This window comes from Saccharothrix sp. ST-888 (assembly GCF_000955975.1).
Taxonomy (GTDB): Bacteria; Actinomycetota; Actinomycetes; order Streptomycetales; family Streptomycetaceae; genus Kitasatospora.
This window is the reverse complement of sequence record NZ_JYJF01000015.1, coordinates 55,754-80,477: the sequence shown is the minus strand read 5'-3', so window position 1 is coordinate 80,477 and position 24,724 is coordinate 55,754. Positions and strand designations below refer to the sequence as shown.

20 protein-coding genes are annotated in these 24,724 nt (G+C 72.6%); 7 read left to right on the top strand and 13 right to left on the bottom strand.

Features of this window, described 5'->3' with window-relative positions:
* Together UK12_RS08675 and UK12_RS08670 are read left to right on the top strand one after the other, a co-directional pair.
* Positions 1-619 (top strand): CDP-glycerol glycerophosphotransferase family protein (locus tag UK12_RS08675; RefSeq protein WP_045301406.1); only part of this gene is annotated, 619 nt, incomplete at its 5' end.
* Between the two features lie 144 nt (positions 620-763).
* The gene (locus UK12_RS08670; protein ID WP_052681723.1) at positions 764-3,241 is read left to right on the top strand and encodes a CDP-glycerol glycerophosphotransferase family protein; all 2,478 of its coding nucleotides are present in this window, start codon (positions 764-766) and stop codon (positions 3,239-3,241) included.
* 99 nt (positions 3,242-3,340) lie between these two features.
* Here the strand turns inward: UK12_RS08670 and UK12_RS08665 are convergent, their stop codons facing one another.
* The 6 genes from UK12_RS08665 to UK12_RS08640 all read right to left on the bottom strand — a co-directional run bounded on the left by UK12_RS08665 (position 3,341) and on the right by UK12_RS08640 (position 8,897).
* Positions 3,341-3,898, bottom strand: coding sequence for a 2'-5' RNA ligase family protein (locus UK12_RS08665; protein ID WP_045301404.1), 558 nt, complete (start codon positions 3,896-3,898; stop codon positions 3,341-3,343).
* A 7-nt stretch (positions 3,899-3,905) separates the two neighbouring features.
* Positions 3,906-4,943 carry a tryptophan--tRNA ligase gene (gene trpS / locus UK12_RS08660; RefSeq protein WP_045301433.1) on the bottom strand — a complete coding sequence of 346 codons (1,038 nt, stop codon included), beginning with the start codon at positions 4,941-4,943 and terminating at the stop codon, positions 3,906-3,908.
* A gap of 30 nt (positions 4,944-4,973) precedes the next feature.
* The gene (locus tag UK12_RS08655) at positions 4,974-6,287 is read right to left on the bottom strand and encodes a hemolysin family protein (RefSeq protein WP_045301403.1); all 1,314 of its coding nucleotides are present in this window, start codon (positions 6,285-6,287) and stop codon (positions 4,974-4,976) included.
* A gap of 92 nt (positions 6,288-6,379) precedes the next feature.
* Complete coding sequence (locus tag UK12_RS08650; RefSeq protein ID WP_045301401.1) at positions 6,380-7,369, bottom strand: malate dehydrogenase; 990 nt, start codon at positions 7,367-7,369, stop codon at positions 6,380-6,382.
* 236 nt (positions 7,370-7,605) lie between these two features.
* Entirely contained in the window at positions 7,606-8,034 is a 429-nt protein-coding gene (locus UK12_RS08645) for a DUF3017 domain-containing protein (protein ID WP_045301399.1), read from the bottom strand.
* 5 nt (positions 8,035-8,039) lie between these two features.
* Entirely contained in the window at positions 8,040-8,897 is an 858-nt protein-coding gene (locus UK12_RS08640) for a bifunctional methylenetetrahydrofolate dehydrogenase/methenyltetrahydrofolate cyclohydrolase (RefSeq protein ID WP_045301397.1), read from the bottom strand.
* A 263-nt stretch (positions 8,898-9,160) separates the two neighbouring features.
* On the opposite strand from UK12_RS08640, the gene UK12_RS36410 reads away from it, so the two are divergent.
* The 3 genes from UK12_RS36410 (at position 9,161) to UK12_RS08625 (ending at position 10,849) form a co-directional block, all read left to right on the top strand.
* Positions 9,161-9,571, top strand: a complete 411-nt coding sequence (locus tag UK12_RS36410; protein ID WP_052681722.1) for a hypothetical protein — start codon at positions 9,161-9,163, stop codon at positions 9,569-9,571.
* 17 nt (positions 9,572-9,588) lie between these two features.
* Complete coding sequence (locus UK12_RS08630) at positions 9,589-10,017, top strand: DUF2752 domain-containing protein (protein ID WP_082119437.1); 429 nt, start codon at positions 9,589-9,591, stop codon at positions 10,015-10,017.
* Between the two features lie 148 nt (positions 10,018-10,165).
* A complete protein-coding gene (locus UK12_RS08625) occupies positions 10,166-10,849 on the top strand; it encodes an RDD family protein (RefSeq protein WP_045301395.1) in 684 nt (227 codons plus the stop codon).
* Between the two features lie 118 nt (positions 10,850-10,967).
* Here the strand turns inward: UK12_RS08625 and purH are convergent, their stop codons facing one another.
* Positions 10,968-12,548 (bottom strand): bifunctional phosphoribosylaminoimidazolecarboxamide formyltransferase/IMP cyclohydrolase, encoded by a 1,581-nt coding sequence (purH, locus tag UK12_RS08620; protein ID WP_045301393.1) that lies wholly within the window; start codon positions 12,546-12,548, stop codon positions 10,968-10,970.
* Entirely contained in the window at positions 12,545-13,204 is a 660-nt protein-coding gene (gene purN, locus UK12_RS08615) for a phosphoribosylglycinamide formyltransferase (protein ID WP_045301391.1), read from the bottom strand. The genes purH and purN overlap by 4 nt, the downstream gene beginning before the upstream one ends.
* A 479-nt stretch (positions 13,205-13,683) precedes the next feature.
* On the opposite strand from purN, the gene UK12_RS39510 reads away from it, so the two are divergent.
* Positions 13,684-14,373, top strand: a complete 690-nt coding sequence (locus tag UK12_RS39510) for a hypothetical protein (RefSeq protein ID WP_052681721.1) — start codon at positions 13,684-13,686, stop codon at positions 14,371-14,373.
* Between the two features lie 155 nt (positions 14,374-14,528).
* Here UK12_RS39510 and UK12_RS08605 read toward each other — a convergent pair whose 3' ends face one another.
* Positions 14,529-15,971, bottom strand: coding sequence for a cell division protein PerM (locus tag UK12_RS08605; RefSeq protein WP_156178606.1), 1,443 nt, complete (start codon positions 15,969-15,971; stop codon positions 14,529-14,531).
* Positions 15,972-16,088: 117 nt separating this feature from the next.
* On the opposite strand from UK12_RS08605, the gene UK12_RS36405 reads away from it, so the two are divergent.
* Positions 16,089-17,861 carry a sigma factor-like helix-turn-helix DNA-binding protein gene (locus UK12_RS36405; protein ID WP_197084669.1) on the top strand — a complete coding sequence of 591 codons (1,773 nt, stop codon included), beginning with the start codon at positions 16,089-16,091 and terminating at the stop codon, positions 17,859-17,861.
* A 146-nt stretch (positions 17,862-18,007) separates the two neighbouring features.
* On the opposite strand, the gene sucD is transcribed toward UK12_RS36405, so the two are convergent.
* From sucD to UK12_RS08575, 4 genes are all read right to left on the bottom strand, one after another.
* Entirely contained in the window at positions 18,008-18,895 is an 888-nt protein-coding gene (gene sucD, locus UK12_RS08590) for a succinate--CoA ligase subunit alpha (protein WP_045301383.1), read from the bottom strand.
* Between the two features lie 17 nt (positions 18,896-18,912).
* A complete protein-coding gene (gene sucC / locus UK12_RS08585; RefSeq protein ID WP_045301381.1) occupies positions 18,913-20,088 on the bottom strand; it encodes an ADP-forming succinate--CoA ligase subunit beta in 1,176 nt (391 codons plus the stop codon).
* A 486-nt stretch (positions 20,089-20,574) separates the two neighbouring features.
* Positions 20,575-21,789, bottom strand: coding sequence for a VWA domain-containing protein (locus UK12_RS08580; protein ID WP_045301379.1), 1,215 nt, complete (start codon positions 21,787-21,789; stop codon positions 20,575-20,577).
* A 278-nt stretch (positions 21,790-22,067) separates the two neighbouring features.
* Positions 22,068-24,707 (bottom strand): DUF5682 family protein, encoded by a 2,640-nt coding sequence (locus UK12_RS08575; protein ID WP_045301377.1) that lies wholly within the window; start codon positions 24,705-24,707, stop codon positions 22,068-22,070.
* Between the last annotated feature and the right edge of the window lie 17 nt (positions 24,708-24,724).

The window sequence follows — 24,724 nt, the reverse complement described above, 5'->3', positions numbered from 1 at the left end:
GCGCAACGACCTGCTCTTCGCGAGCGACCGGGAGAAGACCGCCGAGCGGGTCCGCGAGCGGCTCGGCCTGCCCGAGGGCAAGAAGGTGGTGCTGTACGCGCCGACCTTCCGCGAGGACCGGCGCCGTCCGCAGGACGGCTACCAGCTGGACCTGCGGCTCGACCTGGCCGCCGCGCAGGCCGCGCTGGGCGAGGACCAGGTGCTGCTGGTCCGCAGCCACGAGCTGATGTGCGGCCAGATCCCGGACGCCGGGAACGGCTACCTCTGGGACGTCGGCACCTACCCGGACATGGCCGAACTGCTGCTGATCGCCGACGTGCTGGTCACCGACTACTCCTCGGCGATGTTCGACTTCGCCAACACCGGCCGCCCGATGCTCTTCTTCACCCACGACCTCGCCCACTACCGCGACAACCTGCGCGGCTTCACCTTCGACTTCGAGGCCGAGGCCCCGGGACCGCTGCTGGCCGGCTCGGCGGAGCTCGTCGCGGCGCTCGGCCGGGTGGACGCGGTGGCCGCCGAACACGCCGACCGGTACGCGGCGTTCCGCGAGCGCTACTGCGATCTGGACGACGGCCGGGCCGCGTCCCGAGTGGTGGATGCGCTGCTGAAGAACTGACAATATGGCGGTCGGGCATTTCTTACGAATTCCCGGCCGCCATATTGTCGCTTTCATTTGAAAATTGACCCGCCGGACGGCCGTGGTGTCCAATAGCGGAATATCAGCAGGGCTCTCGACTCCCGCAGCGCGAAGGGCATTCCGGTGCCTCGACCTTCCTTTGCCAGATCCCTCGGACTCTCCGTCCCGCTCCCTCGCCGGACGGCACTCGCAGCCCCGCCCGACCAGGCCCCCCGGATAGGGATCCGCTCCGCCGCCTGGGTCGACGGACTGCTCGAACTCGTCGGCCACGCCCACGCTCCGGGCCGCAGCGCCGACCACCTCGGCGCCGTCCGCACCCTGATCACCCTGCACCGCCCCGACCAGCGCCGCCTCACCGTGCTGCGCACCACGCCCCGCTACCTCCCCGAGGTCACCGACGACCTCGCCGAACCCGAACTCAACCTCGACTGGGCCGGGTTCGCGGTCCGTATCGACCCGGCGGTGCTGCGGCGCGGCGGGCGCTGGGAGGACGGCGTCTGGCGGATCGGCGGCCTCCTGCTGGACGGACTGCGGCCCCGGCCGGGCGACTTCACCGCCCACTGGTGCGGCTCCGGCGAGTACCCGCCCGCCGCCTGGGTGGCCGACGGCGTACAGGCCATCCCGTACTTCCGGGACGACCAGCTGCACCTGCGGGTCGAGACCGCCCGCGCCCGGGTCAGCGCCACCCGTACGGTCGGCGACAGCGTCGAGCTGGCCTGCCTGAGCAGCCGGCGGGCCGAGGGCGCGACGGTCCGGCTCAGCCACCGCCAGTCCCCGGCCGTCATCGCGCTGCCCGTCCTGCCGGGGCCGGGACGCAGCCTCACCGTCCGGATCCCGCTCGGCGCCTTCGAGCGCAGCGGCCGGCCCGCGCCCGACCCGACCGGCACCGCCCACTGGGACCCGGTGCTGCACTACCCGGACGGACGGGCCGAGCCCCTCGTCCTCGACCACCGCTCCGGCGCCCTCCCCGCCCAGTTCGCGCTCCCGGCCCACGGCCGGACGCTCCGCCTCAAGCACCTCGCCGACAGCCACCTGCAACTGTGCGAACAGAACTGCGTCCCGATGGTGGACACCCTCGCCTCGACCCCCGAGGGCTTCCTGCTCACCGGTCACTTCCCGCAGCCCGGGGCCGCCGCGCACGAACTGGTGCTGCGGCACGGCGGCGGCTGCGGGGAACAGCGGCTCGCGCTCGAACCGCTGCCCGACGACCGGTTCCAGGTCCGGGTGCCGCTCACCGTCCCCACCTCGTACGGCGGGCGGCTGCCGCTGCGCAAGGGCGTCTGGGACGTGCTGATCCGGCCTGCGGGCGATCCCGCGAGCGAGCAGCCGGTGGTCCTCGCCCCGGACGTGCTGCGCGTCCTGCCGCTCCCGGCCGAGACCCACGGCAAGCGCATCCTGCTGCAACGGCGCTGGCACGACACCCTGATCCTGGACTCCACCCCCGTCCTGCCGGCCGCCGAACGCAGCGCCCACCGCCAACTCCAGCTGCGCGACCGGCGCTACCCGGCCGCCCGGCGCCGCCCGCTGCACGAGGCCGTGCTGTACGACGTCTTCGGCGGCCGCGGGTACGCCGACTCCCCGCGCGCGATCCACGCCGAACTGACCCGGCGCGCCCCCGGGCTGCGCCACCTGTGGACCGTGGAGGACGCCCAGGCCGAACTGCCCGAGGGCGTCGAGCCGGTGACCGTCTGGAGCCCCGAGTGGTACGACGCCCTCGCCACCAGCCGGTACCTGGTCGGCAACACCCACTTCCCGGAGTTCGTCGAGCGCCGGGACGGACAGGTGGTCCTCCAGACCTGGCACGGCACCCCGCTGAAGCGGATCGCCCACGACGTCGACACCGGCTGGCTGGACGACGACGGCTACCTGGAGCGCCTCGCCCGCGAAGTGCCGCAGTGGAGCCTGCTGCTGTCCCCCAACTCCTTCAGCACCCCGATCCTGCGCCGGGCCTTCCGCTACCCCGGTGAGATCCTGGAGAGCGGCTACCCGCGCAACGACCTGCTCGCCCGCCCCGACGCCGGGGCGGCCGCGGCCGTCCGGCGCCGCCTCGGCATCCCCGACGGCAAGCGGGTGGTCCTCTACGCGCCCACCTGGCGCGAGGACGCCCGCAGCGGCGACGGCTACCGGCTCGACCTGCGGCTCGACACGGACGCCGCGCGGACCGCGCTGGGCGCCGGCCACGTGGTGCTGGTGCGCCCGCACGCGCATGTGCTCCAGCGTCCGCCCGGCTGCGGCGACGGCTTCCTGTACGACGTCGGCGACTACCCCGACATGGCCGAACTGCTGCTGATCACCGACGTGCTGGTCACCGACTACTCCTCGGCGATGTTCGACTTCGCCAACACCGGCCGCCCGATGCTCTTCTTCACCCACGACCTCGCGCACTACCGGGACGACCTGCGCGGCTTCTACTTCGACTTCGAGGCCGAGGCCCCGGGACCGCTGCTGGCCACCTCGGCGGAGCTCATCGCGGCACTCGGCCGGGTGGACGCGGTGGCCGCCGAACACGCCGACCGGTACGCGGCGTTCCGCGAGCGCTACTGCCACCTGGACGACGGCCGGGCCGCGTCCCGAGTGGTGGATGCGCTACTGGACCGCTAGCGCGTCCGTCCGCCTCCGGCTGGTCTCGAGCTGTCCGCGATCCCGGCGACGCCGGGGTCGTTCTGCCGCCCGTTCCGTACCGCGAACGGGCGGGGTGGCTCAGCCGCGGCCGAAGGTGTAGCCGCGCCAGGGCCGCCAGACCTCGTCCGCGTCGAAGCGGGAGAGGCAGAAGCCCGGTACGGCGAAGGCGGCGTGGAAGGCGCGGGCCTTCTCGTACGCCAGGTCGAGGACCTCGTCGGCGAGGCCGTGGGCGACCGTGACGTGCGGGTGGTAGGGGAAGGCGAGTTCGCGGGCGAGCGGCCCGGAGCGCACGGCGGCCTCCAGCACCCGGCACTCCTGGGCGCCCTCCTCGACCCGGACGAAGACCACCGGGGAGACGGGCCGGAAGGTGCCGCTGCCCTGGAGCAGCATCGGGAAGGCCGCGTGCCCGGCGGCGACCGCGCTCAGGTGCTTCTCGATGTCGGGCAGCCGGTCGCGGGGGACCTCGGTCGGCGGCAGCAGGGTGACATGGGTGGGTATCGAACGGGCGAGCGGGTCGCCGTGGCCGTCGCGGGCGTCCTGGATGGCACTGCCGTACGGTTCCGGGACGGTTATGGACACCCCGATGGTGACGACCTCCGGGAGGTCGCCGCCATCGGGGAGTGAGCGCGAGGGCATCAGCGCGTCAGCGCTTCGGCGCCAGGAAGCCGATGCGGTCGTAGACCGTGGCCAGGGTCTCGGCGGCGACCTCGCGGGCCTTCTCGGCGCCGAGGCCGAGCACCCGGTCCAGCTCGGCCGGGTCGTCCAGGTAGGCCTTGGTACGGGCCTGGAACGGGGTGACCCACTCGGTGAACAGCTCGGCCAGCTCGGTCTTCAGGGCGCCGTACATCTTGCCCTCGAAGTGCTCGACCAGCTGCTCGATCGACTGGCCGGAGAGCGCGGAGTGGATCCGCAGCAGGTTGGAGACGCCGGCCTTGTTCTCCTCGTCGTAGGAGACCACGGTGCCGGTGTCGGTGACGGCGCTCTTGAACTTCTTCGCGCTGACCTTGGCCTCGTCCAGCAGGTTGACCAGGCCCTTGGGCGAGGCGGCCGACTTGCTCATCTTGGCGGTCGGGTCCTGGAGGTCCAGGATCTTGGCCGTCTCCTTGAGGATGTACGCCTTCGGGATGGTGAAGGTCGGCGCGTAGCGGGTGTTGAAGCGCTCCGCGAGGTCGCGGGTGAGCTCCAGGTGCTGGCGCTGGTCCTCACCGACCGGGACGGCGTCGGCCTGGTAGAGCAGGATGTCGGCGATCTGCAGGATCGGGTAGGTGAACAGGCCGACCGAGGTGCGGTCGCTGCCCTGCTTGGCGGACTTGTCCTTGAACTGGGTCATCCGGGACGCCTCGCCGAAGCCGGTGAGGCAGTTCATCACCCAGCCGAGCTGTGCGTGCTCGGGGACGTGCGACTGCACGAAGAGGGTGCAGCGCTCGGGGTCGAGCCCGGCGCCGAGCAGCTGGGCGGCGGAGATCCGGGTGTTCTCCCGCAGGGTCGCCGGATCCTGCTCGACGGTGATCGCGTGCAGGTCGACCACCATGTAGAAGGCGTCGTTCTCCTCCTGGAGGGAGACCCACTGGCGCACCGCGCCGAGGTAGTTGCCCAGGTGGAAGGAGCCTGAGGTGGGCTGGATGCCGGAGAGCACCCGGGGACGGTCCTTCACCGGACCAGTGACCGCTGCGTTGACCATGAGCGCCATTGTTCCAGCTCCACCGACCAGTCAGGAAACGTCTGCGCTCGGAGCATCGGACAGTGTGACGGCACTCACCTTGATGCGTTCGATCCGGCGGCCGTCGAGCTTGGCCACGGTGAGCCGGACACCGTCCTCGGTGACCGTCTGGTCGCCCGCCGCCGGCAGCCGTCCCAGCGCGCTCACCAGGTATCCGGCCACGGTCTCGTAGGGGCCCTCGGGGAGGGTGACGCCGGTCTCCTCGGCGAAGTCGGCGAGATTGAGCAGGCCGTCCAGCTCCATGCCGCCGCCGGCCAGCCGGCGGGTGGCGGTGGTGTCCTGGGCGTCGTACTCGTCGCGGATCTCGCCGATCACCTCCTCGACCAGGTCCTCCAGGGTGACGATCCCGGCCGTGCCGCCGTACTCGTCCACCACGATGGCCAGATGGTGGCCCTCGCGGCGCATCTCGCCCATCGCCTCCAGCACCCGTTTGGTGGCGGGCAGCAGCTTGACGGGACGGGCGATGTCGCGGATCCGCACCGCCTGCCCGCCCTTGGCCCCGTACAGGTCGCGGACGTGCACGAAGCCGACCACCGCGTCGTACGAGCCCTCGACCACGGGGTAGCGGGAGTGCGGGGAGGAGTTGCTCTCCTCGCGGACCTCGGTGAGGACCCGGTCGGCGTCCAGGAAGGTGACCTCGGTGCGCGGCACCATCACCTCGCGCAGCTGGCGCTCACCGGCGTCGAACACGTCGGCGATCAACGCGCGCTCGTCGCTGCCGAGTTCGGTGTTGGCCGCGACCAGGCCACGCAGTTCCTCCGAGCTCATGCTGCCGCGCCCGGCCTTGGGGTCGCCCCCGAACAGCCGGACCATCACGTTGGTGGAGACCCCGAGCAGCCAGATCACCGGCCGCAGCACCACGGACATCACGTCGACCACCGGCGCGGCGAGCACCGCGATCGAGTCGGCCCGCTGCAGGCCGATCCGCTTGGGGGTCAACTCGCCCAGCACCAGCGAGGCGTAGCTGATCACCAGGGTCAGCCCGACCAGCGCGACGGCGTCCGAGACCCCGGCGGACAGGCCCAGCCGGGCGATGTAGGGGGCGGCCTTCCCGGCCAGCGTGTCCGCGCCGAAGGCGGCGGACAGGAACCCCATGCAGGTGACCCCGACCTGGACGGCGGCCAGGAACCGGTTGGGGTCGGCGGCGAGGTGTGCGGCCCGGACGGCACCCCGGGTGCCCCGGGCCTCCAGCTCCCTGATCTGGCCCTCGCGCAGCGAGATCAGTGAGATCTCGGCGACGTTGAACAGGCCGCCCAGCATGATGAAGACCAGGACGAGGGCGGTGTCCTGCAGGGTTTCACTCACGGTGGGTCAGTGTACGGCCGCGGCCGGACGCCCCTGGAGACATCCGGCCGCGGCTTCGGTCGCGTTCGGCTCCGCCCGGAGCCGGATCGGGCTCAGATCAGGTTGAGAGCCTTGACCGCGTCGCGCTCCTCGACCAGCTCGGCGACCGAGGCGTCGATGCGCTTGCGGGAGAACTCGTTGATCTCCAGGCCCTGGACGATCTCGTACTTGCCGTCCTTGCAGGTGACCGGGAAGGAGGAGATGATGCCGGCCTCCACGCCGTACGAGCCGTCGGAGACGATGCCCATCGAGGTCCAGTCGCCCGCGGCGGTGCCGTTGACCCAGGTGTGGACGTGGTCGATGGCGGCATTGGCGGCCGAGGCGGCCGAGGACGCGCCACGGGCCTCGATGATGGCGGCGCCGCGCTTGGCGACGGTCGGGATGAAGTCCTCGGCCAGCCACTTCTCGTCGTTGACGGCCTCGGCGGCGTTCTTGCCCGCGACCTCGGCGTGGAAGATGTCCGGGTACTGGGTGGCCGAGTGGTTGCCCCAGATGGTCAGGCGCTTGACCTCGTTGACGGTGACGCCGAGCTTCTTGGCGAGCTGGGCGACCGCGCGGTTGTGGTCCAGGCGGGTCATCGCGGTGAAGCGGTCGGCCGGGACGTCCGGGGCGTTGCGCTGGGCGATCAGGGCATTGGTGTTGGCCGGGTTGCCGACCACCAGGACCTTGATGTCGTCCGCGGCGTTGTCGTTGATGGCCTTGCCCTGCGGGCCGAAGATGCCGCCGTTGGCCTGCAGCAGGTCGCCGCGCTCCATGCCGGCGGTCCGCGGGCGGGCACCGACCAGCAGCGCGACGTTGGCGCCGTCGAAGGCGACGTTGGCGTTGTCGGTGATGGTGATGTCGCGCAGCAGCGGGAACGCGCAGTCGTCCAGCTCCATCGCGGTGCCCTCGGCGGCCTTGACGCCCTGCGGGATCTCCAGCAGACGGAGGTTCACCGGCACGTCAGCACCGAGCAGGTGGCCCGAGGCGATGCGGAAGAGCAGCGCGTAGCCGATCTGGCCGGCCGCTCCGGTGACGGTGACGTTGACGGGGGTGCGAGTCATTTCTACCTTCTCCAGCAAATCGCCAGTGCCCCAGGCACGTCGGCGCGCTGGAGCCGAGGATGATCTCTCGACATCGAGAGAACCGCCGCCAGGTTATCGCAAGGCGACCTCCCGGAGCGTTCAAGGGCCTGGCTATTACGTCACAACCGCGCCGGGCCCCGCCCGCGGCTGCGGACGGGGCCCGGCGCCTCCCGGAGCCCGTGGCGGGCCGCTCCCGGCGGCCGTCGCCGACGGCCTCAGTGCCGCTGGCGGCCGATCAACTGCCCGATGTTGTCAAGCACCGACAGATGGAGCCACGGATCCGGCTGCGTGACCAGGGTCAGCAGCATGATCACTGCACCGAGGAAGCTCAGCACGGTGACGTCGGTGAACCGGCTGCGGACCGCCAGCATGCCGACCTCCGGCAGCACCAGCCGCAGCACGGCCGCCAGCAGCAGCGAACCGCCGACCGTCAGCAGTCCGACCTTCGTCAGCAGCCCGGCCCGGGAGTCGCCGAACCAGGCGATGGCGAGCCCGACGCAGGCCACTGCCAGGACCAGGGTTATCGGCCACTGCCGGACCGGCAGCGGGTGGCTGTGGTGCAGCGCCGTTCCCGAGCCCTCCGGGGGCAGCGTGCCCGTGGTCTTCACCGGCCGACGGCGCGACCGGCTCACCTTGAGGTCCATCCGACTCAGCGACCGGCGCGGCGCTCGGCCGCCTCGACGATGTTGTTCAGCAGCATCGCGCGGGTCATCGGACCGACCCCGCCGGGGTTCGGGGAGATCCAGGCGGCCACCTCGGCCACGCCCGGGTCCACGTCGCCGACGATCTTGCCCTCGCCGTTGCGGCTGACGCCCACGTCCAGCACGGCCGCACCCGGCTTGACGTCCTCCGGCTTGACCAGGTGCGGGACACCGGCGGCGGCCACGATGATGTCGGCCTTGCGCAGGTGGTAGGCCAGGTCACGGGTGCCGGTGTGGCAGAGGGTGACGGTGGCGTTCTCGCTCTTGCGGGTGAGCAGCAGACCGATCGAGCGGCCGACGGTGACACCGCGGCCGAGCACGACCACCTCGGCACCATTGATCTCGACCTTGTGGCGGCGCAGCAGCTCCACGATGCCGAGCGGGGTGCACGGCAGCGGGCCCTCGATGCCGAGCGCCAGGCGGCCCAGCGAGGTGGGGTGCAGGCCGTCGGCGTCCTTGTCCGGGTCCATCAGCTCCAGGACCGGGTTCTGGTCCAGGCCCTTGGGCAGCGGGAGCTGGACGATGTAACCGGTGCACGCCGGGTCGGCGTTGAGCTCGCGGACGACGTTCTCCACGTCCTCCTGGGTGGCGGTCGCGGGCAGTTCGCGCTGGATGGAGGCGATGCCGACCTCCGCGCAGTCCTTGTGCTTGCCGTTCACGTACCAGCGGCTGCCCGGGTCGTCGCCGACCAGGACGGTACCGAGGCCGGGGACGATGCCCCGCTCCTTGAGGGCCGCGACGCGCACGGCCAGTTCGGACTTGATCGCGGCGGCGGTGGCCTTGCCATCGAGAATCTGGGCAGTCATGGCCCCATTCTCCTGGATCGGCCGGGATGCCCGCGTCACCACCCCGGCCGTACCCCGGCCGTGCAGAAAGTGCCGATCCGAAGGACGGAGCGTGGGCTTCGGGTTGCGGTTGCGCCACAGTTGGGCGCTCGGCCGGGCCTCGGCTGGACACCGCCGCGCGGACCGGTTGACGATAGGGGCCTTGTAATCTCCGCCATCGACCGCTACGTCCGATGACAGGCGGTAGGAGACGACGGGGAGAACCCGGGGGAAGAGAAGCACACGTGAGCAATCCGTACCAGACACCGCCGCCCGATCCGTACGGCGGCTACGGGCCGCCGCAGCCGCAACAACCTTACGGCGCACCGCAGTACCAGCAGCAGCCGCAGCCCGGTTACGGCTACCCGCAGCAACCCCAGCCACAGCCGCTGCAGTTCGGGGCACCGCCGGTCGCGGCGCAGCCCAACACGATGGCCACCGCCTCGATCGCGCTCGGCTTCGTCGCCGTGCTGGCCTCCTGCGTCTACGGCGGCTTCCTGGGCCTGATCGGCCTGGGGGTCGGCATCGCGGGACTGAACCGGTCCAACACCACCGGAGTCGGCCGGACCCCGGCGATCGGCGGGATCGTGCTCAACACCCTGGCGGTGCTGATCTCGGTGGCACTGGTCGTCTTCTACCTGGTCATCTCCAAATAGCCGTGGCCGCACCAGGTATGAGCGCGACGAACCTCGTGGGCGGCCTCACCGGGCGCTGGCGCCGGTCGGCCGACCGGCTCTCGGGCGGCCTGCTGCGGGTCGCGCTGCGCCTCGGCGGCGGCGGCGCGGCAGCGCTGGTGGTGGCCCGGCTGCACGACGTGCACGACCCCGGTTCGCTCTGCATGCTGCGCCGGTTCACCGGGATTCCGTGCCCGGGCTGCGGCAGCACCACGGTCTTCATCGAGGCCGGACACGGGCACTGGTCGGCCGCGCTGGCCGCGAACCCGGTCACGGTGGTGGCCGCCCTCGGCCTCCTGGTCGCACCGCTCGGACCGGGACGCTGGTGGTGGCAACTGCCCGACCGGCACCGCAACCTCCTGATCGGCACCGCCCTGACGGTCGCCTGGGTTTGGGAGTTGTGCCGGTTCGGCATCATCCGCCCCTGAAGCCTACGGATCCCTGGCGCCGGAAACCCTGTCTGGCTGTCAGGCGGGTCCGCTAGTGTCCCACCCGGTCGGCACGCTCAACTGCCCGTCCGTCCCGAGGGTTTTCCCTGTCCACCCGTCCCATGTCCCATCCTGCTCGGAGGCATCCATGAGCTACCCGCCCGACCCGAACAACCCGTACGGCCAGCAGCCCCCGCAGCCCGGCTACGGCTACCCGCAGCAGGCCCCGCCGCCCGCTCCGGGCTACGGCTACCCGCAGCAGCCCCCGGCCCCCGGCTACGGCGCCCCGCAGCCGGGTTACGGAGCCCCGCAGCCCGGTTACGGCATCCCGCAGCAGCAGGGCCCGTACGGCGGCGCCGGCATGGTGCAGAACTTCTACGCGGGCTGGGGCAGCCGCGTGGTCGCCCGCATCATCGACTCGATCGTGATCGGCATCATCCCCGGCATCATCCTGTTCATGATCCGCGGCAAGACCACCGTGGACTGCTCGGCGATCGGGCAGGGCGGCCACTGTGTGACCTCCACCACCGGCGGCGTCAGCCCGGCCGTCTACAACGTGCTGCAGGGCGTCGTGGCCATCATCATCTGGGCGGTCCTCGCCTTCATGAAGAGCTCGATGGGCCAGTCGCTGGGTCAGAAGGCCGTCAACATCCGCATGGTGAACGAGGCGACCGGCCAGCCGCTGAGCTTCGGCGCGGCCTTCGCCCGTGAGGCGCTGCACCTGCTCGACACGTTCAGCTGCTGTGTCGGCTACCTGTGGCCGCTGTGGGACGCGAAGAAGCAGACCTTCTCTGACAAGATCATGAGCACCGTGGTCGTCAAGGCGCAGTAAGACGCACCACCACGCCCGAGGGCCCGTACTTCCCTGCGGAAGTACGGGCCCTCGGCGTCGGATCAGCGGGTCGGCGGATCAGTTGGGAACCGGGTCAACTGGCAACCGGATCAGCTGATCAGTGGAAGAAGTGCCGGGTACCGGTCAGGTACATCGTCACCCCGGCGGCCGCGGCGGCCGCGATCACCTCGTCGTCGCGGACCGAACCACCCGGCTGCACCACGGCCTTGACGCCGCCGTCGATCAGCACCTGCAGGCCGTCCGGGAACGGGAAGAACGCGTCGGAGGCGGCGTACGAGCCCTGCGCGCGCTCACCGGCGCGGCTGACCGCCAGCTTGGCGGAGTCCACCCGGTTGACCTGGCCCATGCCGACGCCGACCGAGGCGCCGTCCTTGGCCAGCAGGATGGCGTTGGACTTGACGGCCCGGCAGGCCCGCCAGGCGAAGGCCAGTTCGGCCAGCTCGGCCTCGGAGAGGGCGTCGCCGGTGGCCAGCGTCCAGTTCGCCGGGTCGTCGCCCTCGGCGTGGATCCGGTCGGTCTGCTGCAGCAGCACGCCGCCGGAGATCGGGCGGGCCTCCTTGCGGTTGCAGGGGGCCTCGGGGGCGCGCAGCACCCGGATGTTCTTCTTGCGGGCCAGCACCTCGACCGCGCCGTCCTCGTACGCCGGGGCGACGACGACCTCGGTGAAGATCGGGGCGATCTGCTCGGCCAGCTCGACGGTGACCGGACGGTTGACCGCGATCACGCCGCCGTACGCGGAGAGCGGGTCGCAGGCGTGCGCCTTGGCGTGCGCCTCGACGACGTCCTGACCGGTGGCGATGCCGCACGGGTTGGCGTGCTTGATGATCGCGACGGCCGGCTCGGCGTGGTCGTACGCGGCCCGGCGGGCGGCGTCGGTGTCCACGTAGTTGTTGTAGGACATCTCCTTGCCGTGCAGCTGCTCGGCGCCGGCCAGGCCGCCGGTGCCGTCGCTGTAGAGCGCGGCGCCCTGGTGCGGGTTCTCGCCGTAGCGGAGCACGTTCTGGCGCTCGTAGCTCGCGCCGAGGAAGGCCGGGAAGGCGTCCTCGGTCTCGGTGTAGCCCGAGGACTCGAACCAGTTGGCCACGGCCACGTCGTACGCGGCGGTGTGCGCGAAGGCGGCGGCCGCGAGGCGCTTGCGGGTCAGCAGGTCGAAGCCGCCCTCGCCGATCGCCTTCAGCACGTCGCCGTAGCGGGCCGGGTCGACGACCACGGCGACCGAGGGGTGGTTCTTGGCGGCGGCGCGGACCATCGACGGGCCGCCGATGTCGATCTGCTCGACGCACTCGTCCGGGGTCGCGCCGGAGGCGACGGTGGCCTTGAACGGGTACAGGTTCACCACGACCAGGTCGAAGGGCTCGATCTCCAGCTCGGCGAGCTGGGCCCGGTGCGACTCCAGGCGCAGGTCGGCGAGCACGCCGGCGTGCACGCGGGGGTGCAGCGTCTTCACCCGCCCGTCCAGGCACTCCGGGAAGCCGGTCAGCTCGGAGACCTCGGTCACCGGGACACCGGTGGCGGCGATCCGCCCGGCGGTGGAGCCGGTGGAGACGATGGTGACCCCGGCGGCGTGCAGGCCCTGGGCCAGCTCCTCCAGACCGGTCTTGTCGTACACGCTGATCAGCGCGCGACGGATCGGCCGGACGTTCTCGGAGACGGGGGGCGTGGTGGAGCTGGCACTCATGCCGGGATCCATACCTTTCGGTCCTCGATGCGGTGACCCTCGCGGGCCAGGCGGCCCACGATGTCGACGAGCAGGGTGCGCTCGACAGTCTTGATGCGCTCGTGCAGCGCTTCGCCGCCATCGGCGTGGTCGGCGTCCTCGATCTCGACGACGCCCTGCGCGATGATCGGCCCGGTGTCCACCCCGGCGTCGACCAGGTGGACGGTGCAGCCGGTGACCTTCACCCCGTACGCGAGCGCGTCGGCGACGCCGTGGGCGCCGGGGAAGGAGGGCAGCAGGGCGGGGTGGGTGTTGACGATCCGTCCGGCGAAGGCCGCGAGGAACCCGGCGCCGAGGATCTTCATGAACCCGGCCGAGACCACCAGGTCCGGTTCGTACCCGGCGACCGAGGCGGTCAGCGCACGGTCCCAGTCGGCGCGCTCGGGGTGGTCGCCCAGCCGGTGCACGAAGGTGGGGATGCCCGCCTGCTCGGCGCGCTTGAGCCCCGCGATGCCGGCCCGGTCCGCGCCGACGGCGACGATCTCGGCTCCGAACGCGGGGTCCGCGGTGGCGTCGATCAGCGCCTGCAGATTGGTACCGGTACCGGAGACCAGAACCACCAGACGGGCCGGGCCCGGCGTACGAGGCGGGAAGACTTGGGCGGAAGCAGCGGCCACTTCGCGATTCTCCGTACGTCGTTACGCCCCCAGCCTTCGCCGGGAGGTGCCCCCAGCTGGTACATCCACCGTCGGTGGGGCCACTACTGGCGGCGAACATGTCAATGGCGGCTCTCCGGGCGCGGGAGATGCGCTGCGCTGCGGGACCCCCGGGAACCCTTCCGAGCTGCTGACCGTCACCACGATAACGGCTGGTCGGAGGCCCTCCGTACGCATTCGGCGGCGCTACGCGCGTAGTTGAGACGGGGATCTCGCGGCACCAGTCCGACGGGTACCCGAGGAGCGGAGGCGATCAACCGCGCGGCCGCCCGGGGACCCAGGTCGGCAGGGCGGCGTACGGCCCGCGACGGGCTGCGGGATCATTGGTTGCGCGGCCCCGCACCGACCCGTGCCCGACGGCGCTCCGGCCCGCACCGATCGGGTACCGGCAACCGCACCGATCGAACCGATCGAACCGACGAGAAGGAATGGCTGACCCGATGAGCAGCGGCGACGACACCGGCGAGCGCAACCCCTTCGCGCCCCCGCCGGCGGGTACCCCCGATCAGCCGTGGCAGCCGCGCACCCCGCAGCAGCCCCCGGCCGCCCCCGAGGACGAGGACGAGCGCCCCGCCGTACCGCCGCCGCACCCGTGGAGCCCGCACTACCAGGGCCGCTGGTCCGCCCCGCAGCCGCCGCAGGCACCGAAGTTCGACCCGAACGACCCGCTCCAGCGCCGCTCCAGGTACGCCCTCCTCGCGGGCATGGGTGCGCTGTTCAGCGTGGTCATCGGCATCGCGTACGTGGCCCTGCTGCTCGGTGCGCTCGCCCTGTACTGGGGCGTCAGCGCGCTGCGGGCCCCTCGGCAGGCCGCTGCGGCTGCGGCCGAGGGGGCTGGTGGTGCAGCCGGTGCCGGTGCTGGTGGTGTGGCCGGTGTCGGTGGTGCCGGTCCGGCCGGTGCGCCGCCGACCGGTCCGCAGCCGGTCCGCCCGCAGACCCCGGCGGCGGTGGGCGGCCTGGTGACGGGAGGTGTCGCGGTGCTCTTCGTGCTCGGCTTCCTCGGCGTCAACCTGTACTACCACGACTACGTGACCTGTGTGAGCGACTCCCTCACGGCGGAGGCCCAGCAGGGCTGCAGCCCCCTCGGCCCGAAGATCCTGGTCGACCTCTACGACGGCGCCAACCAGTAGCGGGGTGGGCCGGCGGTACCCGCGACCGGGCAGCGCCAGGGACACGAGGGCGCGAGGAGCTGCCTGACCGGGCTCCGGACCGGCGTACAGCCCTCGTGCGGTTCCTCGCACCCTGGGTCGTGCCAGCGTCGGGCCGGTGCCGGGCCAGCGCCGGGTCAGCGCCGGGGCGGCAGCAGGTCGGCGGCCCGGGTCAGCGTGCGGTGGAGGGTCAGGCGGGTCAGGGCGGCGCGGCGGAAGGCCAGGGTCGCGCACCGGTCCCGCCAACTCGGCCCGGAGCCACGGGTGAGCCACCAGCGGGTGACCAGCGCTCCGGGGAGCATGACCACGGTCAGCCAGCCTGCGGCGGCCGGCCCGGCCAGCCACGGGACCGGTCCGAGTTCGGACATCCGCCCGCCCGCCAGCGCACCGCCCGCGAACCAGGCGCAGAGCGCGGCCCCGCCCCCGGCCAGCAGGGCACCACCGAGCGCGGCGAGCGCGGTGGCCGCCGGGTGCCAGGGCCGGCCGCCGGCCGGTTCCGCCACCAGCTTGGCGTCGAGCCCGTCCCCCTCCTCCTGATCCGTCCCGCCGCCCGCCAGGGTCCATTCCCGGCTCTCGGCTGCCGCACGGCCGATCAGCACCGCCGGGACCACTCCCGCGAGCAGTGGTAGCGCGCACGCGACCAGACGCCACCCCGCCCCACCGCCGTCCGGCAGCAGGGCGAGGAGCGGGAAGTCCGGCAGCGGTCCGAGCCGGGTGCCGGTCGGCGCGACGACCGTGTCGGCGCCCACCGCGAAGCCGGGCCCGAGCGCGTACGAGGTGGCCCACAGCACCGCGTTGGGGAGCAGCAGCAGACAGGCGACGAGCAGGCCCACGTACCCGGCCACGCTCTCGTCGACGGTCCGGGCGGACCGTCCGGCCGCGCCGAGGCCGACCAGCAGCGCGGCGATCAGGACCAGTCCACCCGCCGCCACCAGGCCGAAGCCCCCGGCCGCGGCGGCCCGTCGGACCGCGGGTCCGCCGCCGACCGGGGCGGCCCAGTCCGGCCACCAGGTCCGCAGGCGTACGCCGGAGCGCACCAGCCACTGCGGCCACCGCCCCTGCTCGGGGTGCGCCGCTTCGGCGGCCGTTCCACCCAGCAGCGCGGCGGCGACCACTCCGGCGACCGCGACCAGGTCGAGCAACGGGCGGGCCCGGAACGGCCCTTCGCTCGCGCACCCGGCCACCACGGCCGCCGCGACCCCCAGATACCCGGCGCACACCACCAGCGGTGCGCGCCACTGGACCGGCTCGCGCCGTCCGACGTGCACCCCGGTCCGGTAGAGCAGCACCACGGTGAACAGGGTCGGCAGCAGCGGAGTGAGCGTCACCGGCGTGGTCCGGTCGCTGCCGGTCAGCGGCCCGCCGTGGCCGAGCACCCAGAGCGCGCAGACCAGCCGCCCCGCGCTGGAGGCCGTGTCGTCCGCGTACGGGGTGAAGACCCACAGCCCGAGCACGGGGACACCGATCGCGGCCAGGGTGAGCAGTCCCGCCCGCACACCGGTGAGCAGGTCGGCGAGGAGCGGACGGGTACCCAATTCACCCGGTACGCCCAGAATTGGACGGCCCATCAGCTGCGTCATGGGCCTCATGGTCCCAACTCGACCCCGCTGCGCCCCGTCAAGCGGCAAAAACTCGCCGTGTCCCGGATTATTTGGTTATGTGCCAATTCATCACGCATGTCGGCGCCAGGTGATGCGGTGACGACGACACCCACCACGGCACGCGAGCACCCGGAGGCAGCCAGGCTCCTCCGGGTGCTGTCGCCGCGTGAGGCCCAGGTCCTGACCATGCTCGCCACCGGTACGGACCTCCAGGCGATCGCCAAGGAACTCGGCATCGCCGCCACCACGGCACGCAGCCACCTGAACCGGGGCATGCGGAAGCTGGGCATGCGCACCAGGGAGGAGGCCCTCGCCCTGGCCGCCGTGCTCGTCTCCCCCGTGCCCGCGTCTCCGGCCCCGCCGCCCCCCGGAGCGAAGAGGCCCGACGCGCCGACGCCCGGCGCGGTGGCGCTCGAAGCGGTGGCGCTCGATGCGGCGTCAGCCAGGCCGGTGCCGCCCGAAGCGGTGGCGTCCGGCTCGGCTGCCGCCACGACGAGCCCTGCAGATGTCCCGAAGGGGGAAAGTCCGGAGGCGGGGGACGGGCCGGAGGCAGGGGAAGGCCCGGAGGACGCTTCGTGGGCACCGGAGAGTCCGGCGATCGCCGAGCCCACCGGAACGGCCGGAGCCCCCAAGGCGCTGAAGGACGCGAACGGCATCCTGTTCGACCCGATCGACGGCCCGCCGGTCCGCCCGCAACTCGTCTTCGCCGACTTCGACGCGCTGTGCACCGTCACGCACACCCGGCTGGTCCAGCAGACCTTCCTGCTCACCGGCTGCCGCCACCGCGCCGTACACGTCGTGCATCTGGCGCTCGGCGTCGCCGGACGCCGGTGGCGCGAGGTGTCACAGCTGCCGGACCCGGAGCGCTGGGTGCGGATGTTCGCCTTCGACACCGCGCTCTCCCCCTGGCGTCGGGGCGGTCCCCGGCGTACCCGGCGCCTCTGGCATCTGCCGCGTCCCCGGATCAGGGTCCACCCGGCCGGCGAGGACCAGCCGCCGCACCCCGACCAGGACCGGCTGACGGCCCGTGACCGGGCGCTGCTCAAGGCGCTCCGGCGGCTCTCCCGCCCGCAGCGCCGCGCGCTGGTGCTGCACGACTCGCTCGGGCTGCCCGCTCCCGAGGTCGCGGCGGAGGTGGAGTCGAGTACGGCGGCGGCCGAGGCCCGGGTGCGCGCGGCCCGAGCGGAGCTGGTCCGGTCCGTGCCCGACCTGGTGGGGACGGACGCGTCCGCACCGGGGTTCGGCGAGCAGCTGGCCACCCTGCTGCACCGGGCGGCGGTGCACGGCTGTCCAGCACCACGTCGGCCCTCGCCGCTGCGGCTGAAGGTGCAGGGCAGGCTGCGCAGCGGGCTTCAGGGTGCCTCCGCCGGGCTGGTGGTCTCGGTCGTGGGCACGGCGATCGTGCTGGTGGGGAGCGGCTACAGCCCGTCGCGGCTGATGCAGCCGCCCGCTCCGGTGCCACCGCCGCTGTGCACGGGTCCGGGCAGCGGCAGCGCGGGACCGCTCCTCCCGGACGGCGAACCCGGTCTGCGTACCGTGTGGTGCGGCCCGACACCGGGCCACCCGGTGCCGCTGGTCGCCCCGCCCCCGCTGCGGGTACGGCCGCCCAAGGTCCCGCCCGTGGGGCTGCAACCACCGGGCCGCCCCGCACGCACCACGGCCGGAGCGGCGGGAGCAGCAGGAGGGGCGGGAGGCTCGGCAGGAGCGGCGGGCAAGCAGAACCCGTCGAGCGCCGAGCAGGTGCAGCAGCCGCAGTCCGCGCTTCCGGTCGGCGTGCCGGCCGTGCAGTGCGGGCAGCTGCGGCTCTGCCCGGCGGCCGCGCCCTCCAACCCGCCCCTGCCGATCTGGCCCACCGCCTGGGAGTGGTGACCGCCGGCACCGACTGTCGGAATCGGCAGCCGGGACGCACAGCAGGGGCGGACTGCGGGAACGCCAGAGGCGCCCCTGCCCGGTGGGCGGGGGCGCCTCTGTGCGCGCTCGGCTACGGCTCAGCGGTCACCGCCGAGCCGCGTGGCTCACTTGGCGGCGAAGAGCTCGCGGGCCAGGCGGGCGGTCTCGGACGGCGTCTTGCCGACCTTGACACCGGCGGCCTCGAGGGCCTCCTTCTTGGCCTGGGCGGTGCCGGAGGAGCCGGAGACGATGGCGCCGGCGTGGCCCATGGTCTTGCCCTCGGGGGCGGTGAAGCCCGCGACGTAACCGACGACCGGCTTGGTGACGTGCTCGGCGATGTAGGCCGCGGCACGCTCCTCGGCGTCGCCACCGATCTCACCGATCATGACGATGAGCTCGGTCTCCGGGTCCTCCTGGAACGCCTTGAGGGCGTCGATGTGGGTGGTGCCGATGACCGGGTCACCGCCGATGCCCACAGCGGAGGAGAAGCCGATGTCCCGCAGCTCGTACATGAGCTGGTAGGTCAGCGTGCCGGACTTGGAGACCAGGCCGATCTTGCCGGCCTTGGTGATGTCCGCCGGGATGATGCCCGCGTTGGACTGTCCGGGGGAGATCAGGCCGGGGCAGTTCGGGCCGATGATCTGGGTCTTGTTGCCCTTGGCACCGGCGTACGCCCAGAAGGCGGCCGAGTCGTGGACCGGCACACCCTCGGTGATGACGACCGCGAGGCCGATCTCGGCGTCGATCGCCTCGACGACGGCGTCCTTGGTGAACTTCGGCGGCACGAAGATGACGGTGACGTCGGCACCGGTCTTCTCGATGGCCTCGGCGACGGTGCCGAAGACGGGCACCTCGGTGCCGTCGACGTCAACCGTGGTGCCGGCCTTGCGCGGGTTCACGCCACCGACGATCTGGGTGCCCGAGGCGAGCATGCGGCGGGTGTGCTTCATGCCCTCGGAGCCGGTCATGCCCTGGACGATGACCTTGCTGTCCTTGGTAAGGAAGATAGCCATGGTTTCTGTCCCCTTCCTTACTTGGCGTTCGCGAGCTCGGCGGCGCGGTCGGCCGCACCGTCCATGGTGTCCACCTGCTCGACCAGCGGGTGGTTGGCGTCGGTCAGGATCTTGCGACCCAGCTCGGCGTTGTTGCCGTCCAGGCGGACGACGAGCGGCTTGGTGACGGCCTCGCCCTTCTCCTCGAGGAGGGCCAGGGCCTGCACGATGCCGTTGGCGACCGCGTCACAGGCGGTGATGCCGCCGAAGACGTTGACGAAGACCGACTTGACGTCGGGGTCGCCCAGGATGATCTCCAGGCCGTTCGCCATGACCTCGGCGGAGGCGCCGCCACCGATGTCGAGGAAGTTGGCGGGCTTGACGTCGCCGTGCTTCTCGCCGGCGTAGGCGACGACGTCCAGGGTGCTCATGACGAGACCCGCGCCGTTGCCGATGATGCCGACCTCACCGTCGAGCTTGACGTAGTTGAGGCCCTTGGCCTTGGCAGCGGCCTCCAGCGGGTTGGCGGCGGCCTTGTCCTCGAGCGCCTCGTGCTCCGGCTGACGGAACTCGGCGTTCTCGTCCAGGGAGACCTTGCCGTCAAGCGCGATGATCTTGCCGTCGCCGGACTTGATCAGCGGGTTGACCTCGACGAGGAGGGCGTCCTCGGCGATGAAGACCTTCCACAGCTTCTGCAGAACGTCGGCAACCTGGTCGGCGACCTCGGCCGGGAACTTCGCGGCGGCGACGATCTCGGCGGCCTTCTCCGGGGTGCAGCCCTCGTTGGCGTCGACCGGGATCTTGGCGAGCGCGTCCGGGTTCTCCTCGGCGACGACCTCGATCTCCACGCCGCCCTCGACGCTGGCCATGGCCAGGAAGGTGCGGTTGGTGCGGTCCAGCAGGAACGAGACGTAGTACTCGTCCTTGATGTCCGCGGTCTGGGCCAGCATCACCTTGTGAACGGTGTGGCCCTTGATGTCCATACCGAGGATCGCCTCGGCCTTGGCGACGGCGTCCGCCGGGTCGGAGGCGAGCTTGACGCCACCGGCCTTGCCTCGGCCACCGACCTTCACCTGAGCCTTGACGACGGCGCGGCCGCCGAAGCGCTCCGCGATCGCGCGCGCAGCTTCGGGGGTCTCGATGACATCGCCGTCAAGCACGGGTACACCGTGCTTGGCGAAGATGTCCCTCGCCTGGTACTCGAACAGGTCCACGTGTGTTCGTCCTTGTTCGTGGTCGCGGATTGTGTCTCTACGAGCGTGCCACGGCAGGATCTTCGCTGCGGGTCGTCGGGGCTGGGCAGGTACGCAGATGTACGGCCTTGCGGCCTGCGGAGCCTCGGGCGCACCGTCAATCAACACGCGCGTCACGTCCGTCTGGCAGGTTATCCCCGTACGACGGTCGTGTTTCGCCCCGGGCCCGCTCCGGTTTGGTGAGAACCGTCACAACGGACGTATCCGAGCATGTCGTGCGCCCAGCTCACACCGGGTGCGCCGACCGGGTGACGGCCCCGGCGGAGGTCGCACCTGCGGGTGAAAACCGGCGCTGATTCCGTCACTACAACGGTCCGTTCCGCGGCTTCTCCTTCCACCGGCTTCTCGTCCCACCGGTTTCTCGTCCCACCGGTTTCTCGTTCCAGCGGTTTCTCGTTCCAGCGGCTTGCGGTCCACCGGCCCCTCCGGCGCCGCCGGTGCCCCGGCTCACTCCTTCCTGGGGACCGGCAGGGGCCGCTTCTCGATCGCGGCGGCCATGATCTCCGGGAAGACGTCCGGCGTGCAGGCGAACGCCGGGGCGCCGAGCTCGGCGAGCGCGGCGGCGTGTGCGTGGTCGTACGCCGGGGCGCCCTCGTCCGAGAGCGCGAGCAGGGCGATGAACTGGACGCCCGCCGCCTTCATCGCGGCCACCCGCTTGAGCATCTCGTTGCGGATGCCGCCCTCGTAGAGATCGCTGATCAGGACCACGATGGTCTCGGACGGGCGAGTGATCTTCGACTGGCAGTAGGCGAGGGCGCGGTTGATGTCCGTACCGCCGCCGAGCTGGGTGGCGAACAGCACGTCCACCGGGTCGGTCAGCTGCTCCGTCAGGTCGACCACCGAGGTGTCGAAGACGACCAGCCTGGTGTCCAGGCTCTTCATCGAGGCGAGCACCGCACCGAACACCGCCGAGTGCACCACCGACGCGGCCATCGACCCCGACTGGTCGATGCAGAGGATGACGTCCTTCTTCACCGCCCGCTGAGCCCGGGCGTACCCGATCAGGCGCTCGGGGACCACCGTGCCCCGGCCGCCCGGACCGGCCTCGGGCAGGTAGTTCTTGAGGTTGGCGCGGATGGTGCGGTCCCAGTCGATGTCGCGGTGGCGCGGGCGGTTGACCCGGGCGCTGCGGTCCAGGGCACCGCCGAGCGTCGCCCGCGTCCGGTCCGCGAGGCGGCGCTCCAGCTCGGCCACCACCTTGCCGACCACCGTCCGCGCCGTCTCCCGGGTGGTGGCGGGCAGGGCGTGCTTCAACGAGAGCAGCGTGCCGACCAGGTGCACGTCCGGCTCGACCGCCTCCAGCATCTCCGGCTCCAGCAGCAGCCGGTCGAGGCCGAGCCGGGTGATCGCGTCCTGCTGCATCAGCTGGACCACGGAGGTCGGGAAGTACTCCCGGATGTCCCCCAGCCAGCGCGCCACCTGCGGCGCCGACCCGCCGAGACCCGCGCTGCGGGGACCCTGCCGCCTGCCACCGCCGGCCGGGTCGGCCGATCCCCGGTAGAGCGCGGCGAGCGCACCGTCGATCGCGGCGTCCCGGCCGGTGAGCCGGCAGCCGGTGCCGTCCGACTCGCCGCCGAGGACGAGCCGCCAGCGGCGCAGCCGCTCGGCGGCCGGATCCGGGAGGGTGGTGCTGGAGGGGGCGGGGTCGGTGGCGGTGGACATCTCGATCTCCTCGTCTGGGGAGCTCTCGGGTACGGGCGCGGGGGCTCTGTGGGCGGCGCTCTGTGGGCGGCGCTGGGGGTGGGCTCGGTGCCCCGGTTCTGCCGTGGGCTCGCCTGCGGGATGCAGGGGGATCGCAGGGTTCAACCGGCGCAGCGTCAGCTTCTCCGGCGGGACTGACAAGTGCGGCTCGCCGGGGCGTTGCACGGTCGGCGCGAGCGCGTGTGGACGACGGAGGTGCGGGGTCGCGGCCTCGGCCGGACGGGTGCGGTGACTTCCGGTCAGGAAGCGCGACGGTCGGATTGGCGGGGGATCCGGGGCTTGCCCGACTCCTGGCCGGGGACCGGGAGGCCGAGCAGTAGGGCGAGGGTGGGAAGTACGGCGTCGGCCCTGGCCTGGTCGATCCGGACGGTGGGAGCGACCGCTACGGGCGAGCGGACACCGAGCGGACCGGAGGCGACCCGCTCGCCGACCGTCCGCCGGACACCGTTCTCCAATTCGGCGAACGTCCGCCTGAGCAGCGGCAGTACGTCGACGAAGACCTCGCCGGGGACCCCGCTCAGCCACTCGTCGAGCAGCCCGAGCAGCCGGGTGTCGTGCAGCAGCAGCGCCCCGCCCCCGGCGAGGAAGCCCTCGACCCAACCGGCCGCGTCCGCAGGGGCGTTGGCCATCGAGAGGACCAGGCCCATCCGGCGCCCGGCCTCGGCCGAGTCGAGCCGCCCGTCGTCCAGCAGCAACCGGACGGCCCGACCCCGCAGCAGGCCGGGCACTCCGGTGGCCGGGCCCGCCGAAGGCTCCCGGCGGGCGAGCGAGCGCAGCGTCCCGGCCCACCGCTCGGCCGGCGAGTCGGCCCCGGCGGACGCGGCGGGCGCGGCGGGCGCGGCGGGCGCGGCGGGCGCGGCGGCCCCGGCTAGCGCGGTGGGCTCTGCGGCCCCGGCTAGCGCGGTGGACGCGGTCTGCACCAGCTGCTGGGCAGGTGCCGCCGGCGCCAGGAGGCCGACGGCCGTGTGCACGGCGTCGAGGCGGCTGCGCATGGCGGTTGCGCCGTCCGCGTCGAGGCCGGCGCAGGCTGCTGGGAGGCCGATGCAGATCCGGTCGGCGAGACCACGGGCGACGCCGTCCAGGGCGCTGCCGTCGGTGCCCCGGACGTCGCCGTAGCGCAGCGCCCGGACCAGTGCGGGGAGGGCGTCGGCGAGGTGGGCGACGTCGGTGTCCAGTGCGGCCCGGTCGGCGAGGATCCGCATCACGGCGGGCAGTGCGGCGGGCAGCCCGGCAAGCAGGCAGTGTTCGGCGAGGCCGGTGAGTTCGGCGAGTTCGGTCGCGCCGACGGCGTTCTCGACGGCCTTGCCGGTCGCCGCGTCCTCGACCGTCGTTCCCCACTGGGCGGCTTCGACGACGCGTACCGCGAACTCCGGCTCCCAGCGCAGTCGCCAGCTCTCCCGGAAGGTGCCGGTGGAGTTGACGGCGGATCGGCTGGGGGTGCCCCAGCCGAGGCCGAGCAGCCGCAGGCGGTGCAGGAGTCGGGAGCGGGCGGCGTCCAGCTCCTTGCGCAGGTCGAGGTCGAGCGTGCGCTCCCCGGGCTCCGGCTTGAGCCGGAGGCTGCGCTGGAGTCGGGCGAGGTCGCGTTGGAGCGGGACGGCGGGCACCGCGTCGGGAACCTCACCGAGGGCGTCGCCGACCACCAGCCGGTCGTGCACCAGGGCGAGGGCGACGTCGGAGCCGTCGCACATGACGGACCGTACGGCGTCGAGGGTCTCGGTGAGCCCCGCGAGCGGGCGGCCGCGCATCACGGCGAGCGTGTCGGCGAGGCGGACGGCCTCGATGACGTGGGCCGAGGAGACCGGGTGGTCCTCCGCCCTGAGCAGCTCGGCGACCCTGGTCATCCAGCGGACCACCGGCTCGGACCCGGCGGTGAAGAGGTGCTGGTACCAGCCGGGCGAGTCGATCCCGGCGCCGTAGCCGGTGTGCTGGGAGAGCCTGCGGTGAGTCCAGGGCACCCAGGTGATGTCGGTCTTCACCTTCTTGGGCAGCCCGGCGAGCTGGGCCCGGTCGTGGGCGACGGTCGGCATGGTCTGCAGGGCGGGGACGTGCCAGGCGCCGCAGACCACGGCGATCCGGGTGTGCCCGGCGCGGCGGGCGGCACGGATCTGCTGGCGCATGTGGGCCTCGCGCAGTTCGTCCCGGCGGCCGACGGCCACGGCCGTGCCGGGACCCGGGCCGGCGGCGGTGCCGCTGCCCTCCGGGTCGGCGGCGGGGCGCGGCTCGCGCAGGGCGGTCATCGCCTCGGCGACGGCGGCGAAGGGGGCGAGGGCGTCGGCGCCGGGTGCGCGGTGCTCGATCACGTCCTCCCACCAGCGCTCGGGGTCGTCGTGCCCGGCGGCCTGTGCGAGGGCGCCGATCGGGTCGTGGACGACCGGCTGCGCGCCCGCCGCGCCGGCCTCGGCACCGCCCTCCGCCCCGCCCTCCGAACCGGTCGACGGCCCGGTCTCGGATCCGGGCTTCGAACCGGTCTCCGGCGCGGTTGCCGGCGCGTTCTCCGGATCGGTCGCCGCCGGTGCCGGGGAAGTGCCCCCCGGCACTCCCCCGGCACCCTCTACCAGGGCGAAGGTCTGGGCGGCGGGCAGATCGATGAACCTGACCGGGATCTCGTGCTCGATCGCGTGCCGGATGGCGACCCATTCGGGCGAGAAGGCCGCGAAGGGCCAGAACGCGGCCTTGGCCGGGTCGTCGACGGCGTGGGCGAGCAGGGCGACGGGCGGCACCATGTCCTTCTCACCCGCCAGCGCGATGATCTGATCGGCCTCGGGCGGGCCCTCGATCAGGACGGCGTCCGGCCGCAGTTGCTCCAGCGCGGCGGCCACCGCGCGGGCCGAGCCGGGCCCGTGGTGCCGTACGCCCAGCAGGGTCACGTCGGTGCTCATGGTGTCCTCCCCTCTCA